At 63.9% G+C, this 16544-nt stretch carries 12 protein-coding genes; 8 read left to right on the top strand and 4 right to left on the bottom strand.

Going from position 1 to position 16544, the window contains the following annotated elements; all coding sequences use genetic code 11:
* Positions 1-289 precede the first annotated feature (289 nt).
* From FIV42_RS26915 to hemL, 6 genes are all read left to right on the top strand, one after another.
* Positions 290-1522, top strand: coding sequence for a hypothetical protein (locus FIV42_RS26915; protein WP_141200687.1), 1233 nt, complete (start codon positions 290-292; stop codon positions 1520-1522).
* A 223-nt stretch (positions 1523-1745) separates the two neighbouring features.
* The gene (hemE, locus tag FIV42_RS26910; protein ID WP_141200686.1) at positions 1746-2771 is read left to right on the top strand and encodes a uroporphyrinogen decarboxylase; all 1026 of its coding nucleotides are present in this window, start codon (positions 1746-1748) and stop codon (positions 2769-2771) included.
* A 15-nt stretch (positions 2772-2786) separates the two neighbouring features.
* Positions 2787-4169: a protoporphyrinogen oxidase gene (gene hemG, locus FIV42_RS26905; RefSeq protein WP_141200685.1), complete on the top strand. Its 1383-nt coding sequence runs from the start codon at positions 2787-2789 to the stop codon at positions 4167-4169.
* A 163-nt stretch (positions 4170-4332) separates the two neighbouring features.
* Positions 4333-5316 carry a porphobilinogen synthase gene (gene hemB, locus FIV42_RS26900; RefSeq protein ID WP_141200684.1) on the top strand — a complete coding sequence of 328 codons (984 nt, stop codon included), beginning with the start codon at positions 4333-4335 and terminating at the stop codon, positions 5314-5316.
* Positions 5317-5507: 191 nt separating this feature from the next.
* Positions 5508-6593 carry a ferrochelatase gene (hemH, locus tag FIV42_RS26895; protein ID WP_222615329.1) on the top strand — a complete coding sequence of 362 codons (1086 nt, stop codon included), beginning with the start codon at positions 5508-5510 and terminating at the stop codon, positions 6591-6593.
* 7 nt (positions 6594-6600) lie between these two features.
* Positions 6601-7881, top strand: coding sequence for a glutamate-1-semialdehyde 2,1-aminomutase (gene hemL, locus FIV42_RS26890; RefSeq protein WP_141200683.1), 1281 nt, complete (start codon positions 6601-6603; stop codon positions 7879-7881).
* 97 nt (positions 7882-7978) lie between these two features.
* Here the strand turns inward: hemL and FIV42_RS26885 are convergent, their stop codons facing one another.
* Positions 7979-8677 carry a protein-L-isoaspartate(D-aspartate) O-methyltransferase gene (locus FIV42_RS26885; RefSeq protein WP_141200682.1) on the bottom strand — a complete coding sequence of 233 codons (699 nt, stop codon included), beginning with the start codon at positions 8675-8677 and terminating at the stop codon, positions 7979-7981.
* Positions 8678-8971: 294 nt separating this feature from the next.
* Here FIV42_RS26885 and FIV42_RS26880 point away from each other — a divergent pair, with 294 nt between their 5' ends.
* Entirely contained in the window at positions 8972-10276 is a 1305-nt protein-coding gene (locus FIV42_RS26880) for a trypsin-like serine peptidase (protein WP_168210978.1), read from the top strand.
* Here the strand turns inward: FIV42_RS26880 and FIV42_RS26875 are convergent.
* A complete protein-coding gene (locus FIV42_RS26875) occupies positions 10273-11469 on the bottom strand; it encodes a DUF790 family protein (RefSeq protein ID WP_141200680.1) in 1197 nt (398 codons plus the stop codon). The two genes, FIV42_RS26880 and FIV42_RS26875, sit on opposite strands and share 4 nt — an antisense overlap.
* Positions 11456-12877, bottom strand: a complete 1422-nt coding sequence (locus FIV42_RS26870; protein WP_141200679.1) for a DEAD/DEAH box helicase — start codon at positions 12875-12877, stop codon at positions 11456-11458. Before FIV42_RS26870 ends, FIV42_RS26875 begins: the two co-directional genes overlap by 14 nt.
* Before the next feature lie 187 nt (positions 12878-13064).
* Between FIV42_RS26870 and FIV42_RS26865 the strand changes: the two genes are divergently transcribed.
* Positions 13065-15146 carry a serine/threonine protein kinase gene (locus FIV42_RS26865; RefSeq protein ID WP_168210977.1) on the top strand — a complete coding sequence of 694 codons (2082 nt, stop codon included), beginning with the start codon at positions 13065-13067 and terminating at the stop codon, positions 15144-15146.
* 110 nt (positions 15147-15256) lie between these two features.
* Here FIV42_RS26865 and FIV42_RS30985 read toward each other — a convergent pair whose 3' ends face one another.
* Positions 15257-16519 (bottom strand): peptidylprolyl isomerase, encoded by a 1263-nt coding sequence (locus tag FIV42_RS30985; protein ID WP_168210976.1) that lies wholly within the window; start codon positions 16517-16519, stop codon positions 15257-15259.
* Positions 16520-16544: the final 25 nt, after the last annotated feature.

Below are 16544 nucleotides of genomic sequence, written 5' to 3'. Positions count from 1 at the left end.
TTGACGGTTGGGGCGCGGTCGTCCCCGGCCGCCGGAGTCCGTCTCGGGCCCCGCACCTGTTCGAGCAAGGCGCGTGCCTTCCAGATGACACGCAAGCTGGGGCGGTGACGCCCCCGCGCGCTCCGACCCTATTGTGCGCCTCCGCCATTTGTGGTGGGATGGTCAGCCGGTGCCGTAACCGTGACCGGTGCCGTGACCGTAACCGCCCCCTTGCGACATATTGGATTCGCGCCTCCCTGGCTGCTACTGTCTGCGGACTACACTCGCACGACTCGAATGGGGGAACTCCATGACACCGCGTCTCACGATTCGACTCTTTGGTTTGGTCTTCACCGTAACGGTCGTCGGCGTCGGCCTGCTCGTGCCTGATGAAGCACTCTGCTGCAGCCCGAGTCCGAGCGGCTTTCGGACCGTGCCGGCTGAAGGCGAGGTCGCCCCCCCTGACACGCTACTCAACCTCGCCCTGATTGGGCCGCTGTCATTCGATAGCTATGATCGCCCTCGCCTCCTCGATAGCGATGGAGAGGAGGTGGCGCTCGACACATCCGCACCGACGCAGGCCCTCGGCGAGGCAGCCTTCGAGCGGATGGTCTATGCGGTATCTCCGTCTGAGCAGCTCAGCCCGGGGACCTACACCATCCAGCTAGCCAATCCGAACCAAGTGCTGGCCGAGACGAACTTCGAGGTGTCCGACGACATCGACTACGCGACGCCGCCGACTATCGCCTCCCTCGAGTGGTTCACCCGCGTTTACGACTCCGTGCAGCCGGCGCGCTGGTCTTGCAATCATGACTTCCAACAGCAGTCGCTCATCTCCTTTCCCCGCCCACGCTCCTCAGATGACCCACGCTCCTTGATGTACCAGGTGCGTTTGACGGCGGTCGGCGCATTCGACGGAGATATCGAACGGACCGAAGGGTCCACAATAGACTCGCGCAGGTTCATCTACATCGACGACGTCGCCGCGGACGATTACCACGGCTTCGGAGAGATCGACGGCGACATCGTGCGGATCGCGACGCAAACACCTTTCAAGGCCGAGTGCATCGAGGTCACCGCCATAGACGGGGCCGGTCAGCGCGGCCCGACCATCTCCAGTTGCGTGCCGGACCGATGTGCGCCGCCAGAGACCGACCTTCAGTCGAGTGACGACTGGGAGCACTTCGAAGATATCGACTGGTCGGCGCAGCCCGACTGCTCGCAGGTATACTGCTACACGGGCGACTGCGCACCGAGCCCCCAACCTGACGCCGGCATACCTGCCGACGCCAGCTCGACCGACGCCGGCTCGACCGACGTTAATTCCGGTCCAGCCCCAGCCGACGCATCCGGCTCGACGCCGGACACGACTGGTGACGCCGAAAATAGCACGAACACGAGCGAAGAAGGCTGCGCGTGCACGTCCGTCGAAGCGGGACGCAGCCCACGACGCGGTCTCGCACTCGCTGCACTGCTGGCGGGGCTTTTGGCGTGTCGCACCGCCTCGCGCAAACGTCGCGAGTCGTCCGCCCCTCAATCTTAACTCTCTCAATAGCAGACGCTGCTCACCTGCAAGGCGTTCCCTTTCGATTCGATGGCCTTGCAGGACTGATGCGCCAGCTAGTGAGGTGGAACTACCTACGTTTGCGCGAGGCGGTCGTTTTGCAGGTCCTGCCTCTGCCCTTGCAATTTGGCGCCAAGTGGGCAAGTTGGTGGGCGATTGAATTGTGCTTATTGCCCCCATTTACCGCGCCCGCGTGAAGCCCATGAACTCTCGAGAACGATTCCTCAAAGCCTGCCGGTGTGAGCCGGTCGACCGTCCCCCCATCTGGATCATGCGCCAGGCAGGTCGCCACCTGCCCGAGTACCGCGAGTTGCGCGCCGACCACAGCTTTCACGACGTGGTCCAGACGCCCGAGCTCGCCCTCGAGGTGACGATGCAGCCGCTTCGTCGCTACGACGTCGACGCGGCGATCGTCTTCTCGGACATTTTGGTCATCCCCGAGGCGATGGGCCAGCCGTACGGCTTCCCCGAAGGCGGCGGCATCGAGATGGACTTCGCCATCGAGACCGAAGAGGACGTCGACGCGCTCAAGGTCGACCGCGTCGAGCAAAAGCTCAACTACGTGGCCAAATCGCTGCGCCTCATCAAGCAGGAACTCGCCGGCGAGCGCGCGCTCATCGGGTTTTCGGGCTCGCCGTGGACCCTGGCGACCTACATGATTGAGGGCAAGAGCTCGAAGCACTACACCAAGGCCAAGAAACTCTTCTACACCAACCGGCCGCTGTTCGACCGGTTGATGCGCAAGATCACCAGCGCCGTGGTGCGCTACCTGAAGATGCAGATCGTCGCCGGCGTCGACGCCGTCCAGATCTTCGACAGCTGGGGCGGCGTGCTCTCCCCGGATGCGTTCGCCGAGGCCTCGGCGTTCTGGATGAAGAAGATCGTCGACGCTGTCAAAGACGACGTGCCCGTCATCGTCTTCTCCAAGGGCATGTCGCACCTGCCCGACATCATGGCGAGCACCGGCGCCAACGTCATCGGCGTCAACTGGAACACCCGCCTGTCGCACGTGCGCCGCAGCCTGCCCGAGAACGTCGGCGTGCAGGGCAACCTCGATCCGGTCATTTTGGAGACCAACGAGGCGACCGTCGAGCGCGAGGCGCTGCGCATCCTCGAGGACATGCGTGGGCTGAATGGCCACATCTTCAACCTCGGCCACGGCATCGCGCCGGGCGCCGACCCGAAGAACGTCAAGCGGCTCGTCGATACGGTCGTCAATTTCAAATAGAGAGTGGGTGACCCCATGGCTGCGTCCGATAAAACCATCGCTGTAATCGGCGCCGGGATCACCGGGCTGACGACCGCCTTCAAGTTGCGCCAGGCCGGCTTCGACGTCGTCATCTTCGAGGCGTCGGGGCATGTGGGCGGCCAGATTCGCACCAAGCGCGAGGACGGCTACCTGCTCGAGACCGGCCCGCACACCCTGCTCGGCCGCGACAAGCTCCCGACGCTCGTCGACGAGCTCGGCTTGCGAGGCCGGATGATCGAGGCAAATTCGGAGGCGAATAAGCGCTACCTGGTGCGCTACGGCAAGCCGCACGCCGCGCCGATGGACCCGATCTCGTTTCTGAAGACCCAGCTCTTGTCGCCTCTAGCCAAGCTGCGCCTCTTCGTCGAGCCGTTCATCCCGCCGGGCAACCGCTCCGACGAGAGCCTCGCCGACTTCGTGACCCGCCGGTTGGGCCCCGAGCCGCTCGAGTTCGCCGTGGGACCGCTCGTCGCCGGCACGTTTGCGGGCGACCCGGGCAAGCTGTCGGTCAAGCACGCCTTCCCCAAGCTCTTCAACCTCGAGCGCGAGCACGGCTCGCTTGTGCGCGGCCTGCTCACACGTGTGTTCGAGGGCCGCAAGGACCCGCAGGGCAAAAAGAAGACCCCTCGCCCCAAGCTCATCTCCTTCGACGAAGGCTCGCAGGTGCTCACCGGCGAGTTGGAGACGCGCCTCGAAGACCACATCGAGCGCGAGTCGCGGGTTTACAGCCTCGAAAAGAAGAGCAACGGGCGCTGGCTGGTGCGCTTTCGCCAGTCGGACAAGCGCCGCCAAAAGACCGTCGACGCGGTGGTCTCCACCATCCCGACCCACGCCCTGGCCGAGGTCGAGCTCGACGGCGCGGAGCCCTTCGCCCCGCTCGACGACGTCTACTACCCGCCGGTGTCGATCCTGGCGATGGGCTTTCGCTGCGAAGATGTCGAGCACCCGCTCGACGGCTTCGGCATGCTCATCCCCGCCGAGGAGCGCCGCAGCATCCTGGGCACGCTGTTCATGAGCACCCTCTTCCCGGGCCGCGCCCCCGACGGACAGGTCCTGCTGACGAGCTTTGTCGGCGGCGCCCGCGACCCCGAGCTCGCCCTCGAAGACAAGAGCATCCTCGTGGAGCGCGCCCTGGCCGACCTCGACGACCTGCTCGGCCTGCGCGGTCAGCCGCAATTCACCGAGCATATCGTCTGGAAGAAGGCCATCCCGCAATACGAAGTCGGCTACGCCCGCTTCCACGAGATCATGGACGACCTCGAAGCGGACAACCCGGGGTTGTTCTTGGTGGGCAACTTCCGAAACGGCATCGCGGTGCCCGACCTCGTCACCGCCGGCTACGAAGCAGCCGAGCGCATTAGCCAGTTTATAAGTTAATCGAGATGACGGCCTTGCAGACAAGAGAATCCCTCTATTTGGGCAACTAAGGATTTGTGGGTTGCGAGTCGAGACGGATGGTCGCCACGCAGCCCCTAAATCCTTAAGTGCCCAAATAGAAGGCGTCACAATTTCTGAACGCCCCCACGATACGGAGTTTCCAATGTCCGAACGATTCGACCTGCCCAGACGCCCTCGGCGGCTTCGCCGCAACGAGAATATCCGCAGCCTCGTGCGTGAGACGCACCTGAGCAAAGACGACCTCATCATGCCGGTGTTCATCACCGCCGAGGAGAACGTCAAAAACGAGATCTCGTCGATGCCCGGCATCTACCAGTACTCGCTCGACCGGGTCGACGAAGAGTTGGAGACGCTCGTCGAGCGTGGGATCACGCGGGTGATTCTGTTCGGGATTCCCGAGTCCAAAGACGAGGTCGGCTCGGATACATGGCACGAGCACGGGGTGATGCAAGAGGCGGTGCGCCACATCAAAAAGCAGCACCCAGAGATGTACGTCATCACCGACGTGTGCTTCTGCGAGTACACCTCGCACGGGCACTGCGGCGTGGTCGATGAGGAGGGGAACCTGCTCAACGACCCGACACTGGCGAACCTGCAAAAGCAGGCGATCTCGCACGCCGAGGCCGGCGCCGACATGGTCGCCCCGTCGGGCATGCTCGACGGCATGATCAAGGCGATGCGCACCGGCCTCGACGAGGCGGGGCACGCCGAGATGCCGATCATGAGCTACGCGGTCAAGTACGCCTCGGCGTTCTACGGGCCGTTCCGCGACGCGGTCGACTCGAGCCCGCGCTTCGGCGACCGGCGCGCCTACCAGATGGATCCGCCGAATACCCGCGAGGCAATGGTCGAGGCGGCGCTCGACGTCGAGGAAGGCGCCGACATCCTGATGGTCAAGCCGGCGCTGTCGTATATGGACGTCATCCAGAAAGTGCGGGAGCGCTTCGAGCTGCCCGTGGCCGCCTACAACGTCTCGGGCGAGTACGCGATGGTCAAAGCGGCGGCCGAGAAAGGCTGGATCGACGGCGATGCCGTGGCCTACGAGAAGCTCCTGTCGATGAAGCGCGCCGGGGCGGACATCATTCTGACGTATTTCGCGCGCGATCTTGCGCCGATGCTCGGTTGAGCTTGGCTTTTTGAGATGCGATTGGTTGAACCAGCGCCCTCTACATGAGCATCTAAGGACACGCGGGTTGCGAAACGGCGACATGGTCTGGCGCGAGGCCCGTCCACTCTTTTGGACGCGAAGCTCGTCCTCCGCCGACTCGCAGCCCTAAAATCATTAATTGCCCAAATAGAGGGCGTTCCGATTTCCGAATGACCAACGATATGTCCAATCCCAACAAACAACGCACCCGAGGCGTTCTCCTCGTCAACCTGGGCTCCCCCGAATCGACCGACGTCGGCGACGTGCGCACCTACCTGCGTGAGTTTTTGACCGACCCGCGCGTCCTCGACAACCCGGCGCCCATCCGCCACGCGGTGGTCAACCTGTTCATCTTGCCCAGCCGCCCCAAAGATTCGGCGGAGGCCTACGAGAAGATCTGGACCGAAGAGGGTTCCCCGCTGATCGTCATCAGCGAGCGGGTGACCGAGCTTCTGCGAGAGCGCGTCGACGTGCCCGTCGAGCTGGCCATGCGCTACGGCAACCCGTCGGTCAAATCGGCGCTTCGCAAGCTCGCCTCGATGGGAGTCGACGACCTGTTCGTCATCCCGCTGTACCCGCACTACGCCATGTCGAGCTACGAGACGGCGGTCGCCAAGGTCAAAGACGAGCTGGCCAAGCTGCCGTTCCGCATGGATCTGACGTTCCAGCCGCCCTTCTACGACGACCCGGCGTATATCGACGCGCTCGTCGACAGCGCCAAGGAGTACCTCGAGCAGGACTACGACCACGTGCTGTTCAGCTACCACGGCGTGCCCGAGCGGCACATCAAGAAGGGCGACCCGTCGGGATGCTATTGTCTGCAGACCGCCGACTGCTGCAGAAAGAAGAACCCGGTGCACGGCATGTGCTATCGCCACCAGGTCCACGCCACGACCTGGGCGTTCGCCGACAAGGCGGGCATCCCGCCAGAGAAATACAGCCTGACGTTCCAGTCGCGGCTCGGCCGTGACCCGTGGCTGACGCCCTACACCGACAAAACCCTCGAGCGCATGCCGTCCAAAGGCATCAAAAAGCTCGTGGTCATGTCCCCTGCGTTCGTCTCCGACTGCCTCGAGACCATCGAGGAGCTCGGCATGGAAGGACGCGAGGACTTTTTGGAGGCCGGCGGCGAGGAGTTCCACCTCGTACCCTGCCTCAACGACCACCCCAAGTGGATCGACGTGCTCGAGAAATTCGTTCGTGAATTCGAAGAAGGTGCCCTCGTAGATGAGCACCCAGTCATCCCCCAACCCTGAACAACACATGCTCGAAAAAAGCCAGAAACTCCTCGAACGCGCCCGCAAAACCATCCCCGGCGGGGTCAACTCGCCGGTACGCGCCTTCAACAGCGTGGGCGGCACCCCGCCGTTCATCAAGAAGGCCGAAGGGGCGTATATCTTCGACGAAGACGACAACCGCTACATCGACTTCGTGCTGACCTGGGGCCCGGCCATCTTGGGCCACGCCAACCCCAAGGTCGTCCAAGCCGCGCAAGAGGCCGTCGCGCTGGGGTCGTCGTTCGGCGCGCCCACCGCGCGCGAAGTCAACATGGCCGAGATGATCGTCGAGCGCGTCCCCGGCCTCGACCGGGTGCGCCTGGTCAACAGCGGCACCGAGGCGTGCATGTCGGCCATCCGCGTGGCCCGCGGCGCCAAAGGCCGCGACAAGATCATCAAGTTCGAGGGCTGCTACCACGGCCACGCCGACTCGTTCCTCATCGCCGCCGGCTCCGGCGCGCTCACCCTGGGCGTCCCGAACTCCCCGGGCGTCACTGAGGGCACCGCCAAGGACACGCTCCTGGCCGAGTTCAACAATATCGACTCGGTGCGCGAGCTCATGGAGGCCAACAAAGACGAGGTCGCCGCGGTGATCCTCGAGCCCATCTGCGGCAACACCGGCTGCATCCCGCCGCTCGACGGCTTTTTGACCAAGCTTCGCGAGCTGTGCGACGAGCACGACGTCGCGCTCATCATTGACGAGGTGATGACCGGCTTTCGCGTCTCGCGCGGCGGCGCCGCCCAGCTGTACGACGTGCAGGCGGATATCTACTGTTTCGGAAAGGTCATCGGCGGCGGATTCCCGCTGGCGGCCTACGGCGGCACCGAAGAGATGATGAGCTTCGTGGCCCCCGACGGGCCGGTCTACCAGGCCGGAACGCTCAGCGGAAACCCGGTCGCCGTCGCCGCCGGCACCGCCCAGCTCGAGCAGCTCGACGACTCGGTCTACGAGGCCCTCGAAGCCCGCGGCCAGCAGCTCCAAGAGGGCATGCAGAGCATCATCGACGAGCACGACTACCCGCTGTTCCAGCACCGGGTCGGCTCGATGTTCTCGCTGTTCTTTAGTGAGGGGCCGATTCGCGACCACGAGGACGTCAAGAAGTGCGACATCCCGCGCTTCAACAAGTTCTTCCACGCCATGCTCGACCGCGGCGTCTACCTCGCCCCGAGCCAATTCGAGGCCGGTTTCCTCGCCACGGCCCACACCGAGGCGATCATCGACGAAGTGCTCGAGAAGGCAGAAGAGTCGCTCGCAGAAGTCTTCTAGCCGCCGGCATTCACCACGGGGACACTGGGAACACGGAGAAAAGAAAGAAGCTGTTCCCCGTGAGCCCCGTGTCCCCGTGGTGAGTCTTCCTTCCCGTCTATCCTTCCAAAAAACGCGAACCCGGGCTGGGCCCGCCGGGCTCCTCGAAGCCCTCGCTGCCGATGAGCGGCACGAAGCGCACCGCGCCCAAGTTCTCTTCTTTGAAATCGCCGTTTTGTTGGGCGCGGGTCACGCGCATCAGGGTCTGAGCGCCCATGCGCTGGCCCACGGGGATGACCAGGCGGCCGCCCTGGGCGAGTTGGTGTTTGAGGGACTCGGGCACCGTGGGGCCGGCGGCGGCGGCGACGATGGCGTCGAAGGGGGCCTCTTCGGCCCAGCCCTTGGTGCCGTCGGCGTGGCGCACGTGGATATTATCGTAGCCGAGCTTCTCGAAGCGCTCACGTGCTTGCTCCGCCAACGAGCGATGGCGCTCGACGGTGTAGACCTCACCTGCGACCCGGCTCAAGATGGCCGCCGCGTAACCCGAGCCGGCGCCGATTTCGAGCACCTTGTCCTCGGGTCCTAGCTGCAGCGACTCGGTCATCATCGCCACCATATACGGCTGCGAGATCGTCTGTCCCTCGCCGATGGGAAGCGGGCGGTCGCTGTAGGCGGTCGTCTTGTACTTGTCGGGCACGAACTCCTCGCGAGGCACCTCGGCCATCGCCTCGAGCACCGCCTTCTGCTCGACGCCGCGTCGCTTGATCTGCTCCTCGACCATTCGCTCTCGCTTCCAACTAAAATCAGTGCTCTTCATCGTAGGTCCTGTTCGGGTGGGACATGTGCCGCGCGGGTGCTGTCGGTCAAAAGGTCAGCACAGGGTCGATGTGGTTCAACCGGGGCGTCGAGATGCAGCAACAGCATGCTGCCAACCGGAGTTGCCAGTTGGGGTGTAGAGTCCTCACCGCGCGCGCCCTTCCCTGCCCCAAACCCTCATTCCCCCGCTGTCTGGCCCGTTTGGCGGCCTGGCACCGCCCTTGCTCTGTACTTCGGCAACGCGAAGTACAACGCAACGCTCACAGAGCGAACACTCACAGGCGGGGAGAGACCCATGATGACTCTGACGAGGCTATTCTGGACACTTTGCCTTTTGGGACTGGCCGCATCGTTGGCGGCGTGCCACGAAGCGGCGGCCACCGACGCACCCGAGGGCCAGAAACCGGCGTCCTCGCAGACGGCAGGCGGCAAGGCGGACATCTATGGCAAGGACGACCGACACGATTATTACGAGAGTGCCGACCCAGTGCTGAAGCAGGTGGCCGACGCGACTGCAGTGCTCGTGCGCCCCTTCCGCGTCAAAGACGGCGACTCGCCCGAGACGCGGCGCCTGCGCGACGACACCTTCGCCGAAGAGAAGAACCTGTGCGCCTCCGAGCCCTACCGAGAGCAGCGTGCGCCCGGCTTCTGTACGGGCTTCCTCGTCGCCCCGGATGTCCTCGCCACCGCCGCCCATTGCGTCGACGACCTCGCCGACTGCAAGAACACGCGCTTCGTGTTCGACTTTCGCTACGAGTCGGCCGACGACGACCCGACTCTGGTCGACGCCGACGATATCTATAGCTGCGCGTCCCTGCTCGCCCGCCAGCATGACGACCAGATTGGCCGAGACATCGGCACCGACTGGGCGTTGGTGCGCCTCGACCGCACGGTCGACGACCGCGCGCCGGTGAGTCTTCGTGACCGCGGCGTGCTCGGCGAAGGCGATTGGGTCGGCTTGGTCGGCCATCCCTCGGGACTCCCGCTCAAAATCGCCCCGGGAGGGCGCGTCTTCGATGTCTCAAGCGACGTCTACTTTTCGTCCGACCTCGACAGCTACGGCGGAAACTCCGGCTCGCCGGTGGTCAACATGATCACCGGCGCGGTCGAGGGGATTCATGTGCGCGGCACCAGGGACTTCGTCGACACCGAAGCCGGCTGCTCGGTCTCGCGGGTTTGCGAAGAGGTCGGCGACGACGGCTGCGGAGGCAACTCGGCCGTGCGCGTAGGGCAGTTTCGACCGTGGATTGCGCCGCCGGCGGGGTCCGCGGGATGGGTACGCGCCGAGGGGCATGGCTTCGAAGCGCACGGCGACGAGTGGACGAGCACCGTCGAGGTCGACGCGTCCGGCTCGGTCGACTTCGTGACAGTCGACGTCGACACGGACGTCGCGTTGCCGGGCGACGCACGTGTCATCTTAGAAGTCGACGACCGCGTGGTCGATCTGACGCGAATGTATCACGGGCGCGTCGACCTCGGCGGCGAGTCGGCTGTGGCGTCGCTATACGGCGCCGAGGTGGCGGGACGTTGGACGTTGCGCCTCAAAGGAGTCAATCCGGAGTCCATACACGCATGGCGCCTGGGAGTGCATCGGAACTAGTTGCTCGCCGCCTCAGCGGCCTCGAGGACCTTGTCGACGAGGATGACGCCCTTGAAAAAGACCACTTCCGCCGGCGCCTCAGCCAGCTCTGCACGCCCCGTCTTGAGGCGTTCACTGACCACCAGCACCAATGGCACGTCACACGAGTCGACGAGCATCTCGATGCGTCGCTCGAGGTAGGCGAGCCGCCAGAAGCCGACGACCTCCAGGTAGACCTGCCGGCCGTCGGGGTGCGTGAGCACGTAGTCGGGGATGATGACGACGTTGTCGTCGAGGTCGACGATGGATCCCTGGCGCTCGAGCTGCCAGTCGGTCTCGGTTTCGGCGAAGCGCTTCTCGAAGTAGCGCTCCTCTTCGGCGACCCACTGGCCGCGCGCTTTGTAGTGCGAGACCAGCCCATCTTCGTGGGAGAGCACCATCTCGTGCTGTTTGCCCTTGCCCTCCCAGTCGAGTTCCGCGCGCATCGCCCATTCGTCGGCGAGCAAGAGCGCGGGCAAAAAGGTCGCCATCTGAAGACCGTATTTGCGGCTGCGCTTGAACAGACTTGCCGGGCCGTCGACCTCGAGGCGATAACCGCCGTCGATGCGCTCGGCTCGGTGCATCAGCCGGTTGAACTTGAGCGCCTGGAACAGGTAGCGCAGCATATTCGAGTCGGTCTCGCCCAGGTCAATCGTCAGACGAGTGGCCTTGTAGAGCACGGCCTGAGCGAGGGCGAGGTTGTAACGGTGCAGGAGTTCGAGGGGCTCGAGGGCTTTGAACTCGACGAGGCGCTGGCGCTCTTCGAGGTCGGCGTACAGGCTCTCCTCGATCTCTTCAGGGGCGAGTTCGAGCGCCTGCCCTGCTCTGTCGAGCACGGCGCCGCGCGCCTCGGCGCCGGTCACCGGGCCGAGTTCGCCAGAGGCCTCGAAGACCGCGCGTCGAATGTCCTGGGGATCGACCGAGGCGACCGTCTCGAACTCGCTGCGGTCGTACAGGAGCTTGGCCAAACCGCGCCAGATCAGGAAGTCGGTGCCGTGGCCGATGGCCTCGTCGACCGCCTCGTCGACGTCGCCGCGCATACCGCCAGCGTGCCGCTCGAAGATGTCGATGAGCTCCTCGGCCTTCGCACGCGCCTCTTCGGAGTCGGTGTCGAGGTATTGGGGAGTGACGCGGCCCTTCTTGACGCGCGTGCGGACCAGATCAGTCGTAAGCATCGTGCTTCCTTCGTCGCTCGCTGACGTACGTCTCGACGGAATTCTCGGTCACCAACTCGTAGAGCACTGCGCGTTTGTCCTCGGCGCGGCGCAAGATACGCCCCAGGCGCTGGACATGCTCTCGCACCGAACCGGAGCCCGACAGAATGACCGCGATGGCCGCCTTGGGCACATCGACGCCCTCGTTGAGCACCTTGCTGGTGACCACGACGCGGTAGGTGCCCTCGTTGAAGCGCGCCAGGATCTCCTTGCGCTCTTTGATCTTGGTCTGGTGGGTGATCGCGGGCACGAGCGCCTTCTCGCTGATTTCGTAGACGCTGTCGTTGTCGTTGGTGAAGACGAGGACGCGGTCGTCGTGGTGGCGCTCGAGCAGCTCGTAGAGCTTGTGCATCTTCGCCTCGTGCACCAGCGCCAGACGCTTCTGGAGTTGGTAGGCTTTGAGCGCCCGCCTGCCCTTCTCGGACTGGTTTGTGGCCGCCAAGAATCGCGGCCAGCCGCTTCGCGACGACATCCGAATCCCGCGCGCTTCGACAAAATCGCGGTAGAACTTGCGCGCCGCTGAATAGACCTGGAAGTCATCGTCGGTCATCGCCACCGGCACCGTGCGCACCTCGTAGTCGGCGAGGATGTCGCCGGAGAGCTCTTTGATCGACTTGCGATACACAATGGGGCCGATGAGTTCGTCGAGCATCGCCTCTTTGCCGTCGGCGCGCTCGGGCGTGGCGGTCAGCCCCAGCCGGAACGGCGCGATGCTACAGTCGGCTGCCTGCCGGTAGACCTCGCCCGGGAGATGATGCGCCTCGTCGAACACCACGAGGCCAAATTGCCCACCAATACGCTCCATGTGGATGGCCGCCGAGTCGTAGGTAGTCACCGTCAGGTCCTCGATCTCGTGGTAGCCGCCGCCGAGCAGGCCGACCTTGCACCCGAAGGCCTCCTCGAGCACGCCCGACCACTGGTTCATCAGGTCGATGGTCGGCACGACCACAAGCGTGCTGCGGGCGACCGACTCGATGGCCATCTGGGCGACGTAGGTCTTTCCGGCGCCCGTGGGCAGCACGACCAAACCGCGTTTTCCGGCGCGATGCCACGCCTCGAGCGCCTCACGCTGGTGCTCGTAGGGCTCGAGGCGCTCCTCGATGGTGAAGTCGCACTCGACGTACTCGCGGGCGCGGTCGACTACGGTGTGGCCGACTCGAAGCAGCTTGGCCAAGACGAGCCGGTAGTCGATGGCCTCGCCGCGATAGCGCTCGATTCGGTCGTCCCACGTAAGCTCATCGGGCAGCGGTTCGTCGCCTTTGGCCAGACCGTCGATCACCAGCGTGCCGGCCTCGAAGCGAAGCTCGAGCGGCTCGGCGTCGGGCCTTTGAGGAGCCCCGTCGAGCCTGAGTGTGAGTTGTTCGTCCATGAGTCCGTCCGCGCAAAGTCCACGTGACTATAGCAATTCGCAGGCGTCGACCCCAACTCCGCAATTGATCTCCCAGAATTGCACTGATAGCCTGACGCTTGGCTCCATCCACTCCAAACGGGCAGCGGGACTGCCCTTGAGCGTGCCGAGCTTAAGGGCGCGCCAAGCTGACGAGGGATCCTTCGACGTGGCCGGAAGACAACGCCAAACCAACTTCCTCGACAAAGGGGCGATCTTCGAGGGCAAGTATCGCATTGTGCGCGAGCTTGGCCGCGGCGGCTTCGGCATGGTCTATCTGGCCTATCAAGAGCAGATGGACCGCCACGTGGCCATCAAGGTGCTCAAGTCGGGCATCGGTGAGCTGCACCGAAGCGCCAAGGAGCGCTTTTTACGCGAAGTCAAAATCATCAGCAAGCTTCGCCACCCGAACACGGTCACCATCCACGACTTTGGCGAGACTGCCAACGGTTTGCTCTACATGGTCCTCGAGTTTATCGAGGGCGAGACCGTCAAGCAGATCCTCAAGCGCGAGGGAGCTCAGCCGGCCCAACGCGCGCTTGCACTGACGGGGCAAATCGCACGGTCGCTGGCCGAAGCGCACCGTCACGGGGTCATCCACCGGGATCTCAAGCCTGCCAATATCATGATCATGGACCTGGAGACGGAGAAAGACTTCGTCAAGGTCCTCGATTTTGGCATCGCCCGCCTACTTCGCACCGACGAGCGCGACCTGACCAGCGTCGGGCTCCCCGAAGGCGAGCGCGAGCTCATCGGCACGCCGCGCTACATGAGCCCCGAGCAGGTGCGCGGCGAATCGCTGGGCCCGGCCAGCGACGTCTACAGCGTCGGCCTCATCCTCTACGAGATGTTGGTGGGCCAGCCGGCCGTGCAGGGCGACACGACCATGGCGCTCATCAGCCAGCAGATCAGCCCCGAGCCACTGCGACTCGACGGCTTGCGTGCGCTGCCTCCGCAGGTCTCCCAGATCATTCGGCGGTCGACCTCCAAAAACCTGTCACGGCGATTTCCCGACGCCGAGACATTCGGCGACGCGGTCGACCAGGCGCTCGCCAGCGTCGGCGGGCCGCCGGTGGGAACGGCCAGCGCGCGCCAATCGGGCCGCTTCAACGTCGTCGACCGATCCGGACAGTTCAACAACCAGAGCACGCCACAGCCGGCCTACCAGACCGGCCGCTTCGGCGCCCAGCCGGGTCCGAATGGCGGTGGTGAGAAACAGCACGGTGGGATGCAACCGAGCGGCATGCAACAGATGGGCGCTCCGTTCGGCGCCGGCATTTCCGAGAACGCCGAGACCAATCCGACGCAGGCTGCGCTGCCGCAACATCAGCAGCAGCAACAGCGTTTCGGGCAACCGTCGCAACAAGCGCAACAACAGCCCAGCGACCACGGCCGCGCCGGCCCCTTCACGGGTAACGCCATCCACGAGTACATCGAAGACGATGAGCTCGACGAGGATTTGCCGCCACCGCCCTCGGACACCAATCAATTTGCGGTGCCCAACCCGTCGGCGCGTTCTGCAGAAAAGCCCACGCCCAACCGAGCAGACGCGAAGGACGAAGAGACGACGATCTTCGTGCTCGAGTTTTTGCGGCTCGCCATCTTTGGCCTCGTCGCCGCGGTTGGGCTCTACCTCGCCTTCTTGGTCGTGAGCACCATCTTCGGGCATTTCCTGTCGGGCCAGCTCAAGCTCATCGCCTCGCTGATTCTGGCGGCGGCAATCCCGGTGTTGACCGCGTTGGGCGAAAACAGCAAGCGCGAGCGCTTCGAGGTCGTCGAGAACCCGTACGACCGGATCGTGCGCGTCTTCGTGGGGACCGCGATCTTCTCGTTCGGCACCGCCGTCATCTGTGCGTTGGCCATGTCGGGCGCCGTCGTCTACGAACTGCGGAAATTTCCCAACTGGTTTATGACCGATTCGCAGCGCCACTCGGCTTTCGGTGAGTTCAACGCCAAGGTGTCGCTGGGCCTGGCCCAGGTGGTCGAGGAGGCGACGAGCGCTATCGGCATCTACGAGGGGAAGACCCACGCCGATACGACCGCGAGTCCCAAGCGAATGAAGCCTACGATCGCCGAGCCGCCCGCGCCGACGCGCCCGTCGACGCAGGCCAAGCAGCGCAAGCAGCAACAGAAGGCCCTAGAGGCCGAGCCGGCTCAGGATAAGCGGACTGGGACTCGACCGACCACCTCACCATCTTCTGACTCGAAGGCGCCTGGCAAGTCGAAGGACGACGAATACATCGAGTGGTAGGCTTATCGCCTTTGGCACCACTGCCGGACCGACACACACCGAGCTGACACAAAAAAGCCGGCTGCGCGTTCGCGCAGCCGGCTTTCGTTTGCTAGCAGACCAACCTCAACTTACTTGCCGAGATTGGGCTCCTGAAGCTTCAGCTTGGTCGGGTCCGACCCTTTCGAGTCGCCGCCTTGCTGCTTTTGCTGCTGCTGTTGCTGCAGCTTCTTCTGCAGGGCCTTTTGCAGCTGCATTTGCTGCATCTTGCCACCGCCCATCATACCCGGGCCGCCCTGCGCGGCATCGGCGCTGACGTTGACCTTGATGTTGTCTTCCTTGCGCTCGATTTTGACGTCCTTCTTCAGCTCGGCGAGGAACTGCTTCATCGCCTTGCGGAACTTCTGACGCTCGAGCTGCATCATGATCTTCTCTTTGGCCTCGTCGTAAGGAACCTTGCCGGCTTCCTTTTTCTCTTCGACCTTGATCACGTGGTAGCCGAACTGGGTCTTGACGGGGTCGGAGATCTCGCCGGGCTTCATGTTGAAGGCAGCCTCGGAGAACTCGGGGACCATGCGACGACGGGTAAAGAAGCCCAGGTCACCACCGCGCGAAGCCGAGGGGCCCTCGGACTTCTCTTCGGCGAGCTTGGCGAAGTCGGTGCCCGACTTCTTGGCTTCCTTGGCGAGGTCCTCGGCGCGCTTCTTGGCTTTGTCGAGCGCAGCCTGGTCGGCGCCCTTCTCGGTTTTGATGAGAATGTGACGCGCTTTGACCTGCTCGGGCTGCTCGAAGCGAGCCTCGTTCTTCTCGTAGTAGTCTTTGGCGTCCTTCTCGGTGACCTCGATGCCGTACTTGTCCTCGAGCAACTTGCGCAGCTTGAGGTCTTTCTGGAGGTTTTCCTTCATCTTGTCGGCGGTGATGCCGTTACGAGTCAGGAAAGATTCAAAGGCCTTCTCGTTGGGGAAGCGCTCTTTGAATTTGTTGAACTCCTCGTCGACTTCCTTCGGCTCGACTTCGACCTTGGCCCCTTCGAGCTTCTGGTCGATGAGGTGCTCGTCGATGAGGCGATCGACGGTGCGCTTCTTCATCATGTTGGCCATCGGAGGGGGCATCCGCCCGCCCATCGCCTTGGTGCGACGCTCGACAGCTTCATTGAAGCGCTCAGCGGTGATCTCGGTGCCGTCGACCACGGCCACAGGACCGGTCGCCTCGAGCGGCGGACCGTCGGTCTTGGCCTGCTCTTTGGCTCCGTCTTCTTTCTTGTCGTCCTCGGCCGCTTTGGCCTCGGCTTTCTCTTCTTTGGCATCATCTTTGACCTTCTGGTCACAGCCGGTCGCGAGACCCAGTCCCACGATGGCGGCCAGCGCCAGAAGTAACATTTTGCAGCGATCCATGAAGGCTCCTTGTCGTTGTTCACAA

Origin of the sequence: Persicimonas caeni, from assembly GCF_006517175.1 — a bacterium.
Taxonomy (GTDB): Bacteria; Myxococcota_A; Bradymonadia; order Bradymonadales; family Bradymonadaceae; genus Persicimonas; species Persicimonas caeni.
The sequence above is the reverse complement of the archived record's forward strand: the minus strand, read 5'-3'. Positions and strand labels throughout refer to the sequence as shown.